This window comes from Algoriphagus alkaliphilus, from assembly GCF_900103735.1.
Lineage (GTDB): Bacteria > Bacteroidota > Bacteroidia > Cytophagales > Cyclobacteriaceae > Algoriphagus > Algoriphagus alkaliphilus.
This window is the reverse complement of record NZ_FMXE01000002.1, coordinates 149,812-169,151: the sequence shown is the minus strand read 5'-3', so window position 1 is coordinate 169,151 and position 19,340 is coordinate 149,812. Positions and strand designations below refer to the sequence as shown.

At 42.5% G+C, this 19,340-nt stretch carries 18 protein-coding genes; 5 read left to right on the top strand and 13 right to left on the bottom strand.

Annotation, left to right across the window (positions count from 1 at the left end; translation table 11 throughout):
- Positions 1-22 precede the first annotated feature (22 nt).
- Both rlmF and BLQ81_RS00790 read left to right on the top strand, forming a co-directional pair.
- The gene (gene rlmF / locus BLQ81_RS00795; RefSeq protein ID WP_092728048.1) at positions 23-976 is read left to right on the top strand and encodes a 23S rRNA (adenine(1618)-N(6))-methyltransferase RlmF; all 954 of its coding nucleotides are present in this window, start codon (positions 23-25) and stop codon (positions 974-976) included.
- Between the two features lie 96 nt (positions 977-1,072).
- Positions 1,073-1,459, top strand: coding sequence for a hypothetical protein (locus BLQ81_RS00790; protein WP_092728047.1), 387 nt, complete (start codon positions 1,073-1,075; stop codon positions 1,457-1,459).
- 253 nt (positions 1,460-1,712) lie between these two features.
- Here the strand turns inward: BLQ81_RS00790 and BLQ81_RS00785 are convergent, their stop codons facing one another.
- A complete protein-coding gene (locus tag BLQ81_RS00785) occupies positions 1,713-2,126 on the bottom strand; it encodes an OsmC family protein (RefSeq protein WP_092728046.1) in 414 nt (137 codons plus the stop codon).
- A gap of 202 nt (positions 2,127-2,328) precedes the next feature.
- Here BLQ81_RS00785 and BLQ81_RS00780 point away from each other — a divergent pair, with 202 nt between their 5' ends.
- The gene (locus BLQ81_RS00780; protein WP_092728045.1) at positions 2,329-2,709 is read left to right on the top strand and encodes a GxxExxY protein; all 381 of its coding nucleotides are present in this window, start codon (positions 2,329-2,331) and stop codon (positions 2,707-2,709) included.
- Between the two features lie 118 nt (positions 2,710-2,827).
- On the opposite strand, the gene BLQ81_RS00775 is transcribed toward BLQ81_RS00780, so the two are convergent.
- Genes BLQ81_RS00775 through BLQ81_RS00755 form a run of 5 tightly spaced genes read right to left on the bottom strand, consistent with a single transcriptional unit; the run spans position 2,828 to position 7,341 of the window.
- Positions 2,828-3,952 carry a glycosyltransferase gene (locus BLQ81_RS00775; protein ID WP_092728044.1) on the bottom strand — a complete coding sequence of 375 codons (1,125 nt, stop codon included), beginning with the start codon at positions 3,950-3,952 and terminating at the stop codon, positions 2,828-2,830.
- Complete coding sequence (locus BLQ81_RS00770) at positions 3,928-5,088, bottom strand: glycosyltransferase family 4 protein (RefSeq protein WP_092728043.1); 1,161 nt, start codon at positions 5,086-5,088, stop codon at positions 3,928-3,930. The genes BLQ81_RS00775 and BLQ81_RS00770 overlap by 25 nt, the downstream gene beginning before the upstream one ends.
- Positions 5,081-5,977, bottom strand: coding sequence for a class I SAM-dependent methyltransferase (locus BLQ81_RS00765; protein WP_092728042.1), 897 nt, complete (start codon positions 5,975-5,977; stop codon positions 5,081-5,083). The genes BLQ81_RS00770 and BLQ81_RS00765 overlap by 8 nt, the downstream gene beginning before the upstream one ends.
- On the bottom strand, positions 5,974-7,104 hold the full coding sequence (locus BLQ81_RS00760; RefSeq protein WP_092728041.1) for a glycosyltransferase family 4 protein: 1,131 nt from the start codon (positions 7,102-7,104) through the stop codon (positions 5,974-5,976). The genes BLQ81_RS00765 and BLQ81_RS00760 overlap by 4 nt, the downstream gene beginning before the upstream one ends.
- A gap of 21 nt (positions 7,105-7,125) precedes the next feature.
- The gene (locus tag BLQ81_RS00755) at positions 7,126-7,341 is read right to left on the bottom strand and encodes a hypothetical protein (protein WP_092728040.1); all 216 of its coding nucleotides are present in this window, start codon (positions 7,339-7,341) and stop codon (positions 7,126-7,128) included.
- 181 nt (positions 7,342-7,522) lie between these two features.
- Here BLQ81_RS00755 and BLQ81_RS00750 point away from each other — a divergent pair, with 181 nt between their 5' ends.
- The gene (locus tag BLQ81_RS00750) at positions 7,523-8,629 is read left to right on the top strand and encodes a Fic family protein (RefSeq protein WP_092728039.1); all 1,107 of its coding nucleotides are present in this window, start codon (positions 7,523-7,525) and stop codon (positions 8,627-8,629) included.
- A 408-nt stretch (positions 8,630-9,037) separates the two neighbouring features.
- Here the strand turns inward: BLQ81_RS00750 and BLQ81_RS00745 are convergent, their stop codons facing one another.
- The 5 genes from BLQ81_RS00745 to BLQ81_RS00725 are packed head-to-tail and all read right to left on the bottom strand — an operon-like array spanning position 9,038 to position 16,288.
- Positions 9,038-10,432, bottom strand: coding sequence for an O-antigen ligase family protein (locus BLQ81_RS00745; protein WP_092728038.1), 1,395 nt, complete (start codon positions 10,430-10,432; stop codon positions 9,038-9,040).
- A complete protein-coding gene (locus BLQ81_RS00740; RefSeq protein ID WP_092728037.1) occupies positions 10,423-11,346 on the bottom strand; it encodes a glycosyltransferase family 2 protein in 924 nt (307 codons plus the stop codon). Before BLQ81_RS00740 ends, BLQ81_RS00745 begins: the two co-directional genes overlap by 10 nt.
- A complete protein-coding gene (locus tag BLQ81_RS00735; protein ID WP_092728036.1) occupies positions 11,330-12,622 on the bottom strand; it encodes an oligosaccharide flippase family protein in 1,293 nt (430 codons plus the stop codon). The genes BLQ81_RS00740 and BLQ81_RS00735 overlap by 17 nt, the downstream gene beginning before the upstream one ends.
- Before the next feature lie 13 nt (positions 12,623-12,635).
- The gene (locus tag BLQ81_RS00730) at positions 12,636-13,703 is read right to left on the bottom strand and encodes a GumC domain-containing protein (RefSeq protein WP_092728035.1); all 1,068 of its coding nucleotides are present in this window, start codon (positions 13,701-13,703) and stop codon (positions 12,636-12,638) included.
- Entirely contained in the window at positions 13,703-16,288 is a 2,586-nt protein-coding gene (locus BLQ81_RS00725) for an SLBB domain-containing protein (RefSeq protein WP_092728034.1), read from the bottom strand. The genes BLQ81_RS00730 and BLQ81_RS00725 overlap by 1 nt, the downstream gene beginning before the upstream one ends.
- A gap of 522 nt (positions 16,289-16,810) precedes the next feature.
- Here BLQ81_RS00725 and BLQ81_RS00715 point away from each other — a divergent pair.
- The gene (locus BLQ81_RS00715) at positions 16,811-17,095 is read left to right on the top strand and encodes a hypothetical protein (protein WP_092728032.1); all 285 of its coding nucleotides are present in this window, start codon (positions 16,811-16,813) and stop codon (positions 17,093-17,095) included.
- Here BLQ81_RS00715 and BLQ81_RS00710 read toward each other — a convergent pair.
- Both BLQ81_RS00710 and BLQ81_RS00705 read right to left on the bottom strand, forming a co-directional pair.
- Entirely contained in the window at positions 17,081-18,154 is a 1,074-nt protein-coding gene (locus tag BLQ81_RS00710; protein WP_092728031.1) for a DNA methyltransferase, read from the bottom strand. The two genes, BLQ81_RS00715 and BLQ81_RS00710, sit on opposite strands and share 15 nt — an antisense overlap.
- Positions 18,155-18,245: 91 nt before the next feature.
- Positions 18,246-19,250 (bottom strand): radical SAM/SPASM domain-containing protein, encoded by a 1,005-nt coding sequence (locus BLQ81_RS00705; protein WP_092728030.1) that lies wholly within the window; start codon positions 19,248-19,250, stop codon positions 18,246-18,248.
- Positions 19,251-19,340 lie beyond the last annotated feature (90 nt).

Below are 19,340 nucleotides of genomic sequence, written 5' to 3'. Positions count from 1 at the left end.
TGAAAAGGGTAGTTTTGTCTACATGAAGAAGCAAACTCCTCAGCCAAGCCTTCACCCCCGAAATCTCCATCAAGGTCGCTACGATTTGGAGTTGCTTTCAGATTCTTTGCCGGAGCTGAAAGCACATATTTTCAAAAACGAGCATGGAAATCTGACTTTGGATTTTGCCAATCCTAAAGCTGTCAAATCCCTCAATCAAGCACTTTTAAAGTGTTTTTACCAAATCGAGTTTTGGGATATTCCTGATGGATTTCTTTGTCCGCCAATTCCAGGCCGGGCGGATTACATTCACTATTTGGCTGACGTGCTTGGAGAAAGCAAGGATGGCAAAATCCCAAAAGGCTCAAAAATCAAGGTTTTGGATATAGGAACCGGGGCAAATTTGATCTATCCTATTTTGGGGAATTCGATTTATGATTGGAGTTTTGTAGGATCGGAGTTGAATCCAGTAGCCATCGATTCAGCTCAAAAAATCCTTGCACACAATCAAAAATTACACGAAAAAATAGAACTCCGCTTTCAGCCCGACTCATCCAAAATTTTCTCCAACATCATCCTGGTCGAAGATTTCTTTGACCTGACAGTTTGCAATCCTCCATTTCACGAATCTGCCCAAGCTGCCCAAGAAGTCAGTCGGCGAAAAGTCCAAAATCTAACCGGAAAGTTGACTTCAAAACCAGTATTGAACTTTGGAGGACAAGCCAATGAATTGTGGACAGACGGGGGAGAATTGGAGTTTATCCGAAAAATGATTGAGGAAAGCCTGAAATTCAAAAATCAAGTTTGTTGGTTTACGACTTTGGTGTCGAAATCCGAAAACCTAAAATCCATCCACTATCAACTCGAAAAGGCCAGTGTTTTTTCCCAAAAAACCATCCAAATGGCTCAGGGAAACAAAGAGAGTCGCTTTGTGGCCTGGACTTTTTTGACTGAAAAGCAGCGGGAAAATAGGTCTGAAGGCCATCGGGTCGGATAATTGCGATTTCTGCAATTATTAATTCTGAAATTCGCAATTTCCGGATAGTCAATAGTCTGATTGATAATAAATTAGATCAATCAAACTTTAACTTTTATGAAAACCAAACTTTTTATTTTGATGGTCTTAGCAACGATGAATGTTTGTCTTGGCCAGAAAACCACTTCCCAAAAGTCTTCTAAGGATTACAAAAAGGAAGGAAATACCGAGTTGATAATCGGTTCTGTTTTAGTAGCCGGATCAGTATTGGTTTTAGCCAATGCTGCTCAGGGAGATGTCAAGTTAAATAGTCTTCCAATGGTAATCGTGGGGGGTGCGCTTTTAATGGGTGGTGGAATCGCAATTTTATCCTCCTCTGGAAATAGTTTCAAAAAAGCGAGAGAACTCTCTGCAAATCTGGACTACAAACCCATGGAGATACAGCGGTTTTCAAGCAGACAAATGGCCGGAGTTCCAGTAGTTTCGATAAGGATTAAATTTTAACTGTAACATGCTCAAAGAAAGAAGCCAAGCTAATTTACTAGCATGGCTTCTTTTAATCATATTTTTTGGAAGCAGATTGTGTCTGACAACCGACAGCCAGGTCTCCGCGAAACGCAAATTTTCAGGAATTAAGCATATACGCTACGCTAATTTCCATAGTTAAGGCTTTGGATATTGGACAAATTTCTTCAGCACCTATCGCCGTGGTCTGTGCCTGTCTACCGAAAGGTAGATATCCACAGACCAAAGGTAATTATGCGTTCAGTGTATATTCCACACTGATCTCCATATTCAATGCTTTGGAAATCGGGCAATTTTCTTCTGCGTCTTTTACCTGCTTGGCAAATTCCTCTTCGGAAATACCTTCTACCTGAGCCTTAAGCACTAGGTGAGATTTCTTCAGCGTGCCGTCCTCAAAAGTGATGTTGGATGTCACGTCCAGTTCCTTAGGAGGAAAATTGACAGCGGTCAGGTTGAAGCTGAGCTTCATCGCAAAGCAGCCAGAATGAGCGGCCGCGATGAGTTCTTCGGGATTTGTGCCTACTCCGTCTTCAAAGCGGGTATTGAAAGAGTATTGTGTTTTGTTTAAGACAGTACTTGCTGTGGTCAAATGGCCTTTGCCTTCTTTTCCGGTTCCGTTCCAAACGGCAGTTGCTTTTCTGATCATGGGATTAAAGAGATTTGAGGTTAAAATATGGTATTATAAGGCTTTTTGAAGGGTTTAAGTTTCTTGTTTTTTGAATTTCCCACAGATTTTCACGGATTAAAATCACAGATTAACACAGAAATTAGGCAATATATCTGAACTTAAAATAAAGAAATTCAAAAAATCTGTTCTAATCTGTGGGAACTATTTTTTAATTTAGACAATGCACGAGAATGAAATCACATTTTTAATCCGGGGTGCAATTTTTAAAGTGTACAACACCCTAGGGCCGGGACTTTTAGAGTCCAGCTATGAAGCGGCGATGGGATATGAATTGATCAAATCTGGGCTTTTGGTTGAGCATCAAGTTGGACTTCCTTTAATCTATGAGGATTTAAAATTGGATGTTGGCTACCGAATAGATTTATTGATAGAGAAAAAGGTCATCGTAGAAATCAAATCTGTAGAGAAACTGCAAAATGTACATCACTTGCAAATTATGACATATTTAAGACTGTCACGTGTAAAGGTTGGTCTTTTGGTTAACTTCAATACAGATGATTTGTCAGAGAACATTATTCGGAAGATCAATGGATATCTCTGATGCCCAGTTTCCCACAGATTGTCACGGATTAAAATCACAGATTAACACGGAGCGTGATAAAGATCTCTTCAAAAAATCCGTGAAAATCTGTGTCCTTTTCTGTGCAGATCTGTGAGAACTAATTTTTCATCAAGCTAAAAAAAACCTCCAAATACTGCTCGGTCACATAATCCCAATTGTACTTCTGGGTCAATCCGGATCGGGCAATTAGGCGGAGTTCATTCATTTTTTCGGGTCCAGATTCAGCTTTTTCCACAATCTCCTTCAGGGATTCTGGATTTTTCTCAAAATACCAACCATGCTTTCCGTATTGAAGCATTTCTTGATTAAATGGTGTGTCCAATGCCAATATCGCACACCCATAACCTAATGCTTTCAACATCGCCGGATTGGTGCCGCCAAACTCATGCCCGTGGAAATAGGCGTAGCAGTGTGAGTATAGTGCCGCCAATTCATTCGGGTCCGTCACGTATCCCGTGAAAAGAAGCCGCTCATCCTTCAGATTCTTCAACCGATTTGCCCAGGCATCTTCAAAAGGCACATCGCCGACAATCACCAATTTTCGTTGGGAATCGGACTTCAAAAAGCCTTCAATGATCAGATCCGCATTATTGTCCGGCACCAACCTTCCGACAATAAGCAAATAACCTTGGCTTGCCAAATTCCATTTCTCGATTGGTTTGGATTCTACAGCTTCGCGTGGATTAGCTCCATAAGCGATTACTTTGGAATCTGCCTTGAAAAGCTCCAGATATACACGACGCATTTCATCGGAATCATTGATAACCTGATCGTAGAATTTGGTTGCCAACTTGGAAGCCCAGAAGAAATATTTGGAACCCAAGCCTTTCCATTTGGGTCGCAACCATTCCAACCCATCGACATTTATCGCTGTGGGTTTCCCAAAAAGTTTTGAAATCAAGCCAAAAGGGCCATTGCCGCTATTTACCACAAAAATCACATCCACATCCGAGAAGCAGGCATGGATCATCGAAAAGAAGGTATGCGTCAGTTGAGTCAAGCTTTTGGACTCGATAGCAGGGGTATAAATGCATTCAATTCCATTGACAAATCGAGGTCGATCTGCAAATAAAGCCCGATGGTTATACACCCGAACTTGCACCCCTCTGGCGACCAATCGCTCGCCGAGTTCCTTTATCATCGTATCGTATCCCCCATAGACATAGGGATATCCTTTGGCACCCATGATGGCGATTTTTAGCTTCTTTTCAGGTGCTGCCATAGGTGGGTTTTGATTTTTTCTTCGAAAGCTTCCAGACTAAACTCCTCCAGCACCCGTCTTCGACCTTCTTTCCCCATTTTTTGCCTCAAGTCGGTATCCTGAATCAGCATTTCCAAAGCCTCTACCCCTTTTTCTACCGAGGAAATGGGGATTAAAAAGCCGGTTTCTCCATCTTTAACCATTTCTGACGCTCCTCCGGATCGCGTTGCGACGACAGGTTTACCAGCAGCCATGGCTTCCAAGATTACTGTGGGAAATGAATCCGGCAGAATGGATGGCAACACAAAAATGTCAAAGCCTGCCATCACCATGGGTATATCCTGCCTGAATCCTATGTAGCTTACTCTTGCTTCTAATTTTTTGCTTTTAATCGCTTTTTCCAGCTCTTCCAATATTGATTCATAGCCTGGGAATGGATCTCCAACCAGAATGAAATGAATTTCGGAATACTTTTGAGCAAGCTGATCGGCTAGTTCCAGGAAGAAAAATTGTCCTTTTCCAGGGTTGATTCTTCCGATCATGCCGACGATAATTTTGCCGGCAGGAAAACCTACTTGTATTTTGGCACTGCGAAAATCCGCCAAAAATTCGGCATAAGGTATTCCATTATGAATTACCTGGATTTGCGATTTTTTCAAAAACGGCTGCCAGTGATCAGCCACGGCTCTGGAAACTGCGATCGGCATAGCCGTGCTTTGGTCGAGCATGCCGGCCAGCATTTTCACCAAAGGTCTTGGATCAGGCAGGATTTCATGGATATGCCAAATGTGGGGGATTTGTCGCCTTTTGGCCCAATATGCCCCAACGATGACTGCCAGTGTATTGGAGTAAACCAGCTCAAACCGGTATTGCTGATGGAGTTCGCTAAGGAAACGGTAGGCCTTTAGATTTTTACTCAGTCTATTGAGTAAACCGCTTGGGTTGACGTATTTTCTCCTCAAAATCCCCAAATTCTGCACGTAGAAAGGGATTTCAAGCTGGGCAAGCATTTGCTGAATAGGGCCCTCATTCGTCAAAATGACCACCGGAGAAAAGCCTTGGGATTGGTAAAAGCGCAAAACTTGCAGGATGATTTTCCCTGATCCATATCCTTCGGAGGAGCTTTGCAAAAAAAGTACGTTTCTAGACTTAACCATTTCTTTGCATATAAATTCCCAAAATTCCCGACTTATTGAACTTGGCAGAGACCCATTCCAAAATCCATGCAAAGGGTAGTAATAATGCAATTGAAATCAAAAGTGGAAAGGATTTATTTCGCTTTAGCCTAACAATCAAATTTTCCCGAAAGCCCAACTTGGAAAGTAGGGCTTGTAACATTCCCAAGACTCCCAGATGGATTGAAAATCTTCGTGAATCGACTTTTTGAAATCCGATTTTTGAAAACTCATGTTCCAATCCTCTTTCAGTCCAGTGGGTGAGATGCCGTGGAATATCCCAATGAATCCAATTTGCTCCGGCAAGTTTGGCCTGCCAGGAATCAGATCGTGGTACTTCGATGTAAACCAAGCCATTTGGGGCAAGATTTTGTTCCAAGAGCTCCTGCACCAAGTTTAACGGGTCGGGCAAATGCTCCAAAACATGGTTTAAGGTGATTAAATCAAATGTTCCAGATCCGATTATTCCACCATGATATAACTCAGAAAGCACCTCAACTCCATACTTTTCCATGGCAAAAGCTGCTCTTTCTCGTGCAGTCTCGATTCCAATACCTTTCCAGCCCATTTCCTTTGCTACGGTTAAAAACTGCCCTTTTCCGGATCCAAAATCCAGCAATGTATTTGCCTGAGCATTTAGGGATTTGGCTTTTTGGAGCACTTTTTTAGCCTCTGAAAAAATGACCCGCTCAAAAATGGATTTTCGGTTGTCTACTATAGCGTAGACCTCGTCCGAATACAATGCCTCTGAATCAAATTCCTTTGAAAGGTATGTCCATCCAGTGCCACACCCAGTGCAGCTGATGATGGATTGATGGCTAGAGGTTTTTGAGGGGGAAGTTTTACAAACCGGACAGGTGATTTGCTTCATGGAGCAGGTGTCGAACTCAGGATAATCTGATAGTAAGCTTCGATAAAATGTTGCGCTGAAAAGTCCTTTGACCTGATTTTTCCCAACTGGGTTAACCTGGACCTAAGCTCAGTCTTGCTTTCCAAAAGTATCAATTTTTCCGTCAAATCTGCCTGATTTCCGGTTTCAAATGACAAACCTGCACCACCGGCCACTTCCAAAAGTGCCTGCTGATCGGAATGGATGACCGGAACACCAAAGCCAAATGCTTCTAAAATCGGGATTCCAAAGCCCTCATTTTCCGAAGGAAATATGTATCCCAAAGCTCCTTGGTACAAGGCTTTGATTTCCCCGTCTGTGATATAGCCTGGAAGGAGGACTTTGCCCTCCAACCCACATTCCCGAACCAAATTCTCAACTGCAGGAAGGTCATTCATCTGCTTGCTTTCGCCCGGTCCGCCGGCTAGAACAAGCTTTTTATCTGATGAGGATTTGGCAAGGAATTCCGCATAAGCTTTGACAAGCAGCGGAAGATTTTTACGCTTGTCAAATGTGCCGATATGGAGAAAATAGTCTTGTGTAGTTAACCTGTTTTTAGCTAGAAAAGTAGGATCAGCAGGTGCTTTCAGTCCTTTTGGGGCTTGGTAAACCACCGAAATAGGAAATGAATCCCCGAGATGTTCAAGTAGGGAATTGCGGGAATATTCTGATGTGGTGATGATTTCGGTTTTTTCCTTCAAGCCTTTCCTGATTAGGCTGGTGAAGTATTTGCGCCACCACTTGGAGTAGTTTTTAGGCATCTGCCAGAAAAAGGCATCATGAATTACCGTCAGCCTTCGACAAGGCAGGGAAGCTGCGGGAGAAACAAAATCGGCACAGATCAAGACATCCGGTTTGTGCTTTTTGATTAGATCCGGGAGCTGGAACTCCTTCCATCTGAAATAGTCCAAATGGTAATTGAGCTTCTGGACTTTGGAGTGCGCGGATTTGTAAGTTTTGTCGGCTGCTTGAGTCTCAGGTTCGTGGGTAAAGATCCACTCAATCAGAGGATGAGGGTATTTTCGGGCCGCCTTGGCCAGTTCCATCATGTAGGTTTTGATCCCGGTGGAGGCGACGTTGAGGTATTGGAGGTCGAGGAGGACTTTCAAAGAATTGATTTTAAAATCTTGTTAATTTCTACCACAAAGCTCATAAAGAAGTTCTTTGGCAGATTTAAGTTTTATCTTCCCTTGTTTGGCAAGGTTGATCTCCTCCACTTCTTTCAACCCTTCATAAAATTCCTCATCTTCTCGATTTAGCTTTTCAGTTTTGAAATAGGTCAACTTTTTCAGCATTTCGAGAAATGATTTTGCCTTATCATCTGGAAGCTCAACTAGTATTTTCATAAACAGAACACTTTAATGGGTTTAAGTTAAGGGTTTTTAAAGTGAGTTGATTCCCTTTCAACTTTCAGATTTATCATTGATTTGATGTTCTATTGGTTAATTTTCGTTTTGAGTTAAAAAACTCAAGTTTATAACTCAAAAAATAGCATATTTATGAGTTATAAAATTGAAAATATACCTCATGACTTGGAATTGGGAAGGTAAAGATTGGCCAAATTTTACGTTTGATTTGAGCGCTATCCAATCGGAATTAGATGAATTTTTCATATTGGCAGGGGAACTATTGGGAGTGAGTAAAGTAGTATCAGATAAGGATAAGCAAATCTTTATGCTTGAGATAATTACAAACGAAGCGCTAAAAACCTCTGAAATCGAAGGTGAAATCTTTAACCGTGGAAGCGTACAATCATCGATACAAAGGCATTTTGGGCTGAAGAGTGAAGGGAAAAAACCAAATCCAGCCGAATTTGGAATAGCAGAAATGATGGTGGATTTGTACCGGTCGTTTGATAAATCACTAAGCCATGATTTGTTGTTCTCTTGGCATAGTATGTTGACTAATGGGCGAAGGGATTTGGTGGATATTGGTAGGTATCGGGCGAGCCCAGAACCAATGCAAGTGGTTTCTGGACATTTGGGAAGACCAATAGTTCATTTTGAGGGACCTCCCTCCACATCAGTTTTTGGGGAAATGGAAAAATTTATGAATTGGTTTAGTGATACATCCAAGACGGGATCGAAATCCTTGCATCCTGTCGTTCGAGCCGGAATTGCCCATTTGTATTTTGTGAGCATTCATCCATTTGAGGATGGAAATGGAAGAATTGGGCGGGCAGTTGCTGAAAAAGCGCTTTCTGAGGGATTAGGTTATCCCAGTCTGATTTCACTTTCACAAACCATCGAAAAGAGCAAAAAGCAATATTATGTCGCCTTGGAGAAAAATAATAAGCAAATGGAAATCAGTGATTGGCTGATCTACTTTGCGAAAACTGTGATCCAAGCTCAGCGGCGAAGTATCGATTTGGTGGAGTTTATTTTGGCTAAAACCAAGCTTTTTGATGCATTAAATCCAATACTTAATGATCGTCAGCGGAAAGTCTTGGATAGAATATTTAGAGAGGGTTTGGATGGGTTTCAGGGAGGTCTTGGATTGAAAAACTATCTGACGATTACGGGAACAAGTCGTGCCACAGCCACTCGTGATTTACAGGAATTGGTAGAAATGGGGGCACTCTACAAAACCGGAGAACTAAAATCCACGCGATATTTTTTGAAATTGAAAGTCTGAACAAGAATTCATTGAAATAATACTTCAATACTCCGGCACTTCCATCTTCCATCCTTTCTTGGACTTGATTTCTACGATTACCTGTAGTTCATCAGCAAAGAGATTGGTCATATTCCCCAACTTGGACAGCATTTTGAAAGCTAAATAGGGAGGTTTTAGTACTTAAATCTTTTGTCCAAAAGCATTTTGGGGGAAAATTCTAGGTCAAAAAAGTCTCAAAATGATGAAATCTACCTTTATGAAAATTGAAATAGGCCATTTCGGACGGCTCACCAAAATCTTTTATTTCCTTTACTATTGTTTCTATTGAGTTCATTCTTGAAAAGAAAATGTCGCTTAAACTTCTTGACTTTAAATTAATTTCATTGGAATTTTTTAAGAATAAGATTGATGAACTTGCCTCTAAAACTAATCTTTAGTGATTTTCTTCAATTCACCATATTCTCTATTACTAAATCCGATCATCCACCAAGTGATCCACGAGACATAGGTATAGATTTCAACATTGGCAGTGAAAAGTGGCAACAGAAGCCCAACTTTCACCACGGCGCCTGTAAATGCAATTCGCGCGACGGACGTATTATCCGAGATGTGGAATACCCGGATCGAATTTTTGACTCCTGTGGCCAGCGCAAGAATGTAAAGTATCATTCCAATCCATCCCAATTGAACCCCATAGATCAGAAACTGATTTTCTCCCCCAACCCGAAGTTCTTCATCTACACTACCAAAGTTTCCGCTCATCGCCAAGCCAATCCCTAAAGGATTGGCAACCATCGAATCCAAAGCCAGAAGCCATTCGACTACATGCCCCAGGCTTGAGCTGTTTTCAAAAGTCAAGGTATCAATCACAAAAAAATAAAAATCGTCTGAAGCAAACCAAACTACATAGACAACAAAGCAAACTAAACCAAAAAAGCCCGCTCCTATCAATTTGTATAATTTAAAGACCAGCGCTACAAAGAAGATCATGATAAAAAATGCCCCAAATGCCGCCCTTGAAGCAGAAAAAACCAGACTTCCCAAAGAACAGGCCATCACCAAAAGGTAAGGCCAGTTGTATTCTTTTTTGGAAGTCAAAAACCAAATCAAACCCGCGGCAAAGCCCATCAGCACCGAACTTGCCAACTCTAATGGATCTGAAAAGAAACTAGCCAACCGCTTAGTGACAGCCTGAGTTTCAAAGGTCCAAGTCAAGCCGAAATTCCCAGTCGGATCTATATTGTTAATTACCTGATTATATAAACTATACCCTGTAAATTGTTGAAGATGGGCTTGTATAAGGTAGTTTTCAATCAAATTGACAACAAAGGCACCTATAGCAACTGCAAAAATGATTTTAAATATCCACCCGATTTCAATTTCTGAAAAGCGTGTATTTCTCCCCAGAAAATAAACCAATCCCGGGATCAGCATGCTCTTGTAATAGAGTGCTTTGTTGAGAAAGGAGGCTTCGCCCAATGGCAACAGCAAATACAAAAATCCAAGGCTGAGAAAGGCCAACATCAGCCAATCAGTGGACTGAAGGCGAAACGGATATTCGAAAACCTTCCTTTGGAAGAAAATGAAAACTAAAATGGAAATAAGGACAACGACTTCCTTTAGAATCTGGAAAATCCCCAAAATCTCAGGAGAGCGAGTTGCAAGAAAAATAACACTCAGGGAAGTAATGTAAAAAGGAAGAAAAGCCGCCAGAAAAAAGATGAAGTAGCTCCATTTCCCCTTGAAAATCATTTCTTGAAGTGTCCACAGAAATCCTGCACCTACCCCAATTGCGATCAAAATGAAAAATATCAGGGCCATCTTGGTGCTGTTTGTAAATCTGCACTTAATCCATCACGCACTCCTTTGAGGACAGAATTCATCTTTTTGAACCTGCCTCGAACCAAAAAATATCCCACCCAACCTAAAAACCGGAAGAAATGATAAACGATACCGAAATAGATCCTTTGACTTCTAAGCAACAAAAATTGATTTCTCACATTGAAATAAAAGACCCGAGGACTTAAAGTGCCTTCTGAATGGGGCTTTTTTGATGAAGCTCCGGCTTCATGGTAAACAACCGCTTTTTCTGCCAAAGCAATTTGAAAACCAGCTTTTCTGAATCTGAGGGACCATTCCACATCTTCAAAATAGGCAAAGTATTGCTCATTGAGAAGACCGGTTGCCAAAATGGCTTCCCGGGAAATAAGCATGCAACAACCCGTAGCCCAGTCCAAATTTTCCTTTTTGCATCGAAAATCTGCAAGTGGCTCACGATCTCCAAGGGTAATGGCCCGGCCCAACGATGGCATCCATTTTCCCCCTGCGCTCCAGATGGTTTTAGGATCATGCTGAAAAAGTATCAACGGTTGCACCATGCCCAACCCTGGATTTTGAAGGAATTTTCGCATCATTTCTCCCAAAAAATCAGGTTCGACTATTGTGTCATTGTTGAGAAGCATCAGATGAGAGAAGCCTTGATGAAGTGCAAATCGAATTCCAACATTATTTCCGCCCGAAAACCCCAGATTTTCAGAATTTTCAATCAACTCGATTTCCGGATAAGCTCTTTTCAGTCGAAGACCTTCCTGATTTTGCGAAGCATTGTCTATTAAAATGAGCTTAAAATCAGGAAAATCAACTTTGCGCAACGAATCCAAACAGGCCTTGGTAAAATCAAACCCGTTCCAGTTGACCAAAATGATGGCGATTGAAGTATCAGGAGTAAAAGCCATGAACTAATGTCCGGTTATGTCTGTAAAGCAACACCAGACAGATTAAAAACACGACTATTTCTGTGGAAGCAATAGCAAGGCATAGTCCAACTGCACCCAGCATGGAGGTCAAAATCAAGGAGACCGTCACCATATATGCGCACATCATCCATGAAGCACGGAAAAGCAGCTGTTTCAGATCCGAAACAAGCATTATCGTGATATTGCCAATATTCAGGCAAGCCAAAAAAGGAACGATGGATAGAATCTGTAAGTAAATTACGGATTCCTCCAAGTCTGAGCGGGAAAGCACTTTGATGATAAAAGGGGCGGAGAAATAAGCGCTAGTGGAAATAACTGCTCCAATACCCAAAACCCGAAAATAAACCCGCTTTAAAAAGACATAAAATGCAGCTTGGTCTTGTTTGAAAAGTCGGGATGCGTTTGGGAAAATTGCCTGAATAATCAGCGCCGGAAACATCCGTAACACCATAATCACCCGCTCGGCTAAGCTATACATGCCGAGGGTCTCTGCTACGGAGAAAAAGCTCAGAATAATAAGTCCTCCATTGATGGAAATATGACTCGCCAAATTGCTTAAAAACAGCAATGCGTTGTCTTTTAGGCTTTTCCAGATAGCGGAAAACTCGGGTCGGTAAAAATGTATTCCAAGAATGGAATTGATATAGACCAACAGGAGCAAGTTGATCCCAAGTCCAAAGAATCCCATCAGAAAATTCACCCATTTGCTCTGTTCGGGAGAATGAATGAACAGGACAATGCCCATCAGGAAGAGTAGTTTGGAGAAAATATTGGCGATGGACACCAGTTTCATTTTTTCCATGCCCTGAAAAAACCATAGCGGAAGTGTGGCTTCCGAGAACAGTAACAGCACCGAAAAAACCAAAATCATCTGATATCCCTCGAAGAGGTTGAATCCAAAAACCCCAATCAAAATCAGAAAGGCAGCAATAGCAGCCAGTAGGACTTTTCCCGAAAAGACATTGGAGACCACATGTGAAAGTGCCTCTTTGTTTCCCTGAAGAATAGCGACTTCTCTGGGGGCGCTGAGGTTATATCCAAAGCCCACCAGGATGTTGAGCAGAATGATCACCGAGAGGGCCAGATTGACCAGACCAAACTGATCCACGCCAATACTTTGGATAAGCAAAGGCATGGAAATGATCGAAATCAGCACATTCGATGACTGAATGATTGCCAAAAACAGGAAATTCTGAATGGATTTGTTTCGGATGAAATTTCCAAAAGGAATGAGCAGGTTTAGTTTTTCAAACATGGCAGCTTAATGTTTAGCTTTCCTGCACATGGATTTGATACAACCTGCGGAAATAGAGTCCAAAAATCACGATTATTCCGGTTATGATCGCTCCGAGGACGATTCCTTTGACCAATCGAATCTCAGACCGCTTCAAGGGAAGCCTCGGAGAGTCGATGATCTGGATCAAGGGGGAATTGTTTCGGTGATTGACTTTGGCGATTTCCAGGTTTTTGACAAGCTCCTGATATACCGCACCGGTTGCCTGCACATCTATTTGTCTTTTCCTGCTTTCAACAGTAGCTGAACTCAGGAGCGGGTTCGCATTGGGTACCCGGTCTGTGGCACTGGCATAAGCACCGATACTCTGGTCCAAAATTAACCGCACACTGTCCGCCTGAGTTTGGAGAATAGCCAGGTTTTCACCAGTTTTTTTGGTTTTGGTTTCGAGGTAGAAAGAATTCACCTTTTCCACCAGCTTCTCATTGAATGCCTTTGCAAAAAGCTCATCCTTCGAAGAAATGCTGACTTGAATGATACTGAGCTTTCGGTCAGGTTTGCTTACAGAAAGCTGATTTTCACGGATCAGTTTCGATACTTCCATCACGACTGAGTCCTGGGTGACCGAGAATTTTTCTCTGGAAACAGAAAAATCCAAAGCGGAAAAATTCACTTTCGATGCCCATTTTTGATCCAGTTTCTGAAACTCCACAAAACGGTCAATCAACAATTGCCTATTATTGAAGGGGCTGAGCAATGCCTCCCTGAGCATCCTGTCAGAGCGGTAAAGCTCCATGATGTTGTCACCCTGAAAGAGTCCGCTGGTGCTGCCCAAGGATCCCAGGTTTACTCCGACGAGCGATGCCAACCCTGACATCTGCCCGATTCCTCCGCCCTCGCCCTCTTCTAGCACAAAGGAAGTCTCGGCATGGAAAACCGGCTTTTTAAAGATCGAAACCAATGCGCCCAAACCCATACCGATGATTCCTGCGAGAAGGAGGATTTTCCACTTGGAAAGAAAATAGCCAAACCATTCCACGAGGTTTTTGAAGACCTCTTTGAGCGTAAACTGATTCTCTGAAAAATGCTTTGAATCTGCCATTACCTGTTGATTTGGGATAGTACCAAAGCAAGCGTGGCCAGGCCGGTAGTTACACCAACCACGTCTCCCAGCCGGATAGGCATTTTTGGTCCTTTGGTAGGAACGATCACTTCTGCTCCGGGTTCGATTGGAGGGAAATTGCGGATTCCGAAAAAGCCTTTGGTGCGTTTCACTGCCCCGTTAGCATAGACCACGTAGGTTTGTTTTTTGTTGGCACGACGCTCAAAGCCGCCAGCCCCGTTGATGTAGTGTTTCAGACCGCGTCCTGTTTCATGGCGCAGGGTGGTCGGGTAAACCACATTTCCCCGCATGCGGACAGTCTGCAGTAGTTTTGGAATGGAGAGGATATCCCCTTCTTCGAGAATCAGGTCGTTTTCCGAACCCGGATTGTCGATGATTTTCTGCAAATCAATTGCTACTGCTTCCGTCTCCTTAAGTTTCACAGCAAAGCCCGGAGTTCCTGCCGCTATTTGGTCCAATGATTCGCTTTTGGCATTGGAAATACTCGTGTCGATAGGATTGTTTTTTTCCGCAGGTAAGTCCCGGAAAAGCCGCTGCAACATTTCTTCCTGTGCTTCGGAATTGTTTGGGTCTTCGATCAACTTCATTTTCAAGGCCTCCAGGTTCCGCTGTCTTCTGATTTGCTCAGATTCCGTGTTGAAAAATTCAGTCCGACGGATCAAAGTCGCGCCTTTGGAATAAGCAAACTGATTCAGTCCTCCTGCGCGATTTATCAAATCAGAGATTCGTTCAACACTGTTTTGAATGGCAAAAATTCCCGGAGAATTCACCTGCCCCTCTACAGCCACCAGTCTTTGCATGGTGAAATTTGCCCTTTTCCGGATGATTACCTGATCAAAGGGCTGGAGGGATTGGGAGCTGGTATTGATGGAAAGGTCCGGATTGACCCGTGCAGGAATGATGTCAGAAAGGGTTCCAAGGTCTGAATCTTCCAGTCTTCTGGCGATTTCGATGTCCTGGGAATTGGCTGATTCCTGTAGTCCTCCCGCCAGAATGATCAGTTCCTCGATCTTCATGGATTGGGAATAGGGATAGGTTCCCGGCTTTTTTACTTCGCCCAAAATCTGGACGTAGCGCTCATTCTGAACATCATAAATGCTGGAAATTCGAATCACATCCTCGCGCTGTATCCTTACATCCGGTGCGGTTCCTGCCAAAACATCCTTCAGATTGACTTCAATCATTTCGGTACTTAGATCCGGCTTGGTTCTGAGGATGCTCGCCCGCTCGGTGTAGGCATCGCCTCGAAGACCCTCGGCATTTTTTACCAACTGTGACAGTGTCAAGCCTTCGGAAAGTGCAAATGTGCCTTCCCTATAAACTGCACCTCTGATCTGTACGCGATTACTGAAGCGGTTTAGAATTTTGCTTACGGTAATTTCATCCCCGCCTTTCAGGAGGAAAAGGTTGAATTGGTTTTGGTACACATCCGAAACCGAGCGCTGATTTCCGGTGATTCTGGAGATTGCCACACGATCTTTGAACGCCAAATCTGTAAATCCTCCGGCATAGTTCAGGAGATTTTCAAAGGTGTCTTCGGGGCGGATTTCAAAAGTCATCGGGCGCTTCACTTCTCCTTTAACTTTGATTCTGGACAGGAATGGGGGCACCAGAATGACATCCTGATCCTGAAGTTGCAAATCCAAATCGGCTGTTCCGTTGATGAGTAAATCGTACACATCAATCGTTGCTATCGGCTTATTATTCCGTATTACTTTGATAGCGCGCATGGTACCGTTTTCATTTGGTCCACCGGCAGAATACAGCGCATTAAAAACAGTGGAAAAAGCGCTGAGTGTAAATGTGCCGGGCAATCGGACTTCGCCCAAAATATGCACTTTGATTGTCCGCACATTTCCCAAAGTCACTTGTAGGAAGGTGCTGGGATTGGCGCCTGAAAGTCCCGGATAGTATCTGGAAACTCTGCTTTTGATGATTCCCGTGGCTTCGGTGATGGTTTTTCCCGAAACTGAGACCGGTCCGATATTGTCCAAAATCACAAAGCCGTCAGGATTGACCGTGGCCTCATAATATTGCTCAGACTGTCCGTAGATATCCACAAAAATGACATCGCCCGGACCGAGAATATAGCTTTGCGGTGTCGCCTGATTGAGGCTTGGCTCAAAGCTTAGTCGGCGGTTTTTCTGATAGAAAAGCGAAGTTCCGAAAATCTCCTCTCCCGTTGCCTGATTCAGGATTTCATCCTGTGGTTGATAGAGTCCCCGGGTTATTTCGCTGAGGTCCATTTGCTGTCGTGGCTCTCTGCGGGAAGCCTTGGTGCTTCGGCCGGTACTTCCGACCAAGTCCAGTTCCCCGATACGGTTGCGGAGTTTTTCTACCTCAACAGATGGCATTCCCCGGAGTTGGGCCATCTGAAGGAAATCATCCACTCCTAATCCGGCCTCATTGGCCCGTTTGACCAATTCTTCTACCTGTTCATCGCTGAGTTCATCGACTTTGATGCTTGTCAGGTCAGTATTTTGCTGCGCATTGACTTGAGGTACTGATCCTATCAGCAGGGCGATTAAGGCAAAAAAATACCAGATTCTTATGTTTAAAACCATGATTTTAAGGACTGTTCCGGGTGAATTAGGGGGGAAATAGAATTTAAAAATCCGTCAATTTCTTAATTCTACCAAATATAGGTCTAAAAAGTACTTTATTGGGTGATGCTGAAACCGTGGTTTCGATCAAAAAATTGAAAACCCTGAATTGGTTGACCACAGCAAACGGGTGGAAAAAGTATTTTTCTTACGGGAGAAGGAGAAAGTTTCGGGATAGAATTCCGGTTTTTTGCCTTGATTCATTTAACACCTCAAAATTTCATAGACATAGTTGTTTTAAAAAAGAAAAAAACAATTATTTAAGCCAATCCAATTAAAAGATGGCAAATAGTCTTCAAGAACAACTAAAGGTAAAAAAAGGTAACCTCCTAGATTTTTTTAACACCGGATATAGGGCCTTAGAATATTTAAATCTTACTACAACACACAGTCAAATTTCGGGAGATTACAAAATTTCAAAGCAAAAAACAGATGGCTTTGAAAAATTCTTGAGTTTCGGCTAAAACAACTTCTAAAGACAGAATGGGAAAAATTTTTATAGATAAGATCCTCCTTGAGAGATTTGTAGGCCATCCGCAAAAGGTAATAGGGATTTTTCTAAACGACGTTCAGAGAAAAGAAAGTGGAGGCATATCCTTTACCTTAGTATCTGGTTTATTCATGGTTTACTCCCAGTTTTTAACTCCCTTGGAAGGAATTTACTATTTGGATCCTCCGCCAAATGTTCAAAAAATGCCTTATTCAAACCATATGAAAAGGTTTTCTGAACTAATTACCAAGGATATCTGGGTGTTATTTTCCTCGTAATTTTGACCTTCTGTTGTTTGATTCTTTAGTGTCTTTTTCAGTTCTAATTCTCTGGAGATGCGCGCTGTCTGTTAGTCGGTTTTTAATTATTTGACAGTGGACATCCTCTAATTCAGTTCCTAACCAATTGCGACCGTATGCTTCTGCGACTGCAAAAGTTGTCCCGGAGCCTCCAAATGGATCAATAATTAGATCGCCCGGGTTGGAACTGGATAAAACTATTTTTCTTAAAAGTTCCACGGGTTTTTGAGTCAAGTGAGGATACCTTTCCCATGACCCATTCGCAATCGTTGGTACTTCGAATACATCTTTTGGCTTTGCTCCTAATGGATTTGGACTCCAAATCTGTTTATTTTTTTTGCCATTTGCGTATTGAGAACTTTCAGCTTGTGCCCTCTCGGGATATTTTAAGGTGTGTTCATTATAAGGAATCCGTACCTCGTCTACATTAAAAAGAAAGTCTTTTGATTTTCTAAGGTGTAGAATACTTTCATGGGATCTTCCCCAATCATTTCCCAAATTTGCTTTGTTTCGGTAAAACCAAACAAGCCATTTTGAGCTGTGGAAAATTCCATTTGTCACCCATTTTAAGTCAGCCAAAATTTCGGAAAATCCACACACGTACAGAGAACCTGTTTTTTTTAGTGTTCTATGGGATTCTTTTATCCACTCCATGCACCAATCCAAATACTCCTTTTGAGATGGGAACAAATCCCAGTTTGCTTTACCTATGTTATAGGGTGGATCGGCAAAAATGAGGTCGACACTCCCAGAATCGAGGGTTTGTAAAAATTTTAGTGCATCCATTTGAAAAAGCTTTCCAAAATCAGTTATCACACACGGGTTCGAAAGTGCAACCACCTCAGAAGATTTCAAATATTTAATTTCTAGCTGAAGATCTTCTGCCAATGAACTGAGTTGATCCTCAGTATAGACCCGATAGTTATTGAAAGGGTGTCTGACTGAAGTGAATTTTCCATTGTTGTCCCAGCGCCTAAGTGTCTCTGCGCTTACATCCAATCTTTTTGCCGCCTCACCGACAGTTATGAATTTATCCATTTTCAAATATAAACCTTATACAAGGTTACACAAAGATATTTTGAAATTCTGTCATAAACTGTCTTGAATAGTGTTTTGGAAATGAAAAAAGTTACTCCGTACAATTCCTACAGATTTCGATCTGAGTGCGATCGGCTAGCAATTGTTTTCGAAAATTGAAATAAGGCAAAGAATTCCAAATTGAGCTAAGTGATTGTTCCCCTAGCTCTCCCATCACATGACGGGCATCTTTGTCAAAGCAACAGGGGACGACCTTTCCGTCCCAGGTCACCACAGCCCCTTGCCACATTCTCCAACATTTGTTTTCCAGTTGCTTTTTCAGCTTCCATTTGCTTATCCCGTCAGGAATGTAACGGGAATATCCAAGGTTTGAAGGGATCAATTCAGAGCCATTTTCGAAATCATAGATTTGGGTGGTTTTGAGTTGGAGTTCGTCAACCTCCAAAGCTTTAGCCCAAGATTTCAAGGCGGGAAGCTGATGCTCATTTTGTCCTGTTACCAAAAATTGGAGTACAATTCTCGGGAATTGTTGTCCGGTTTTTTTTCGCTCCGAAAGCAACCGCCTCAGTCCTTCCTGAACTTTATTCAGACTTCCCCCTATCCGGTATTGCTCATAGACTTCTTGCGTGATTCCATCCATGGATACAATCAGCTGTTTGAGCCCACTTTTCAAAATTGCATCCACTTGATTTTCCCCGAGATAATGCGCGTTGGTAGAAGTAGAAGTGAAAATGTGTTTGTGATCAGCATAGGTGACCATTTCCAGAAACCGGGGATTCAAAAAAGGCTCACCTTGAAAATAGAGATGTAACCACGTAAGATGTCCTTTGACCTGATCAATGACCTTCTCATAAAGCGCTTCCTGCAGCATTCCCGTGGGACGTGAGAAGGATCTCAAGCCGGATGGACACTCTGGGCAGCGAAGATTGCATGAGGTCGTCGGTTCGATGCTGAGCGTTGTGGGTTTTCCCCAAATGATGGGTCTTTGGACGATTTGGCTCAAATGAAAAGAGCTTTTCAGCAAAATGAAATTGAGGACTTTCCCAAAAGTCAGGTATCGAAAAAATGCCAGCCCGGTGATCCTCCTGTTTTTCACTTTGGAAAATACGGAATTAAGGAAGGAAGAAGCAAACGGAAAATTAGGATTGCCAGAGGAGAACGAATTGATGGATTAAGATTGGAATCC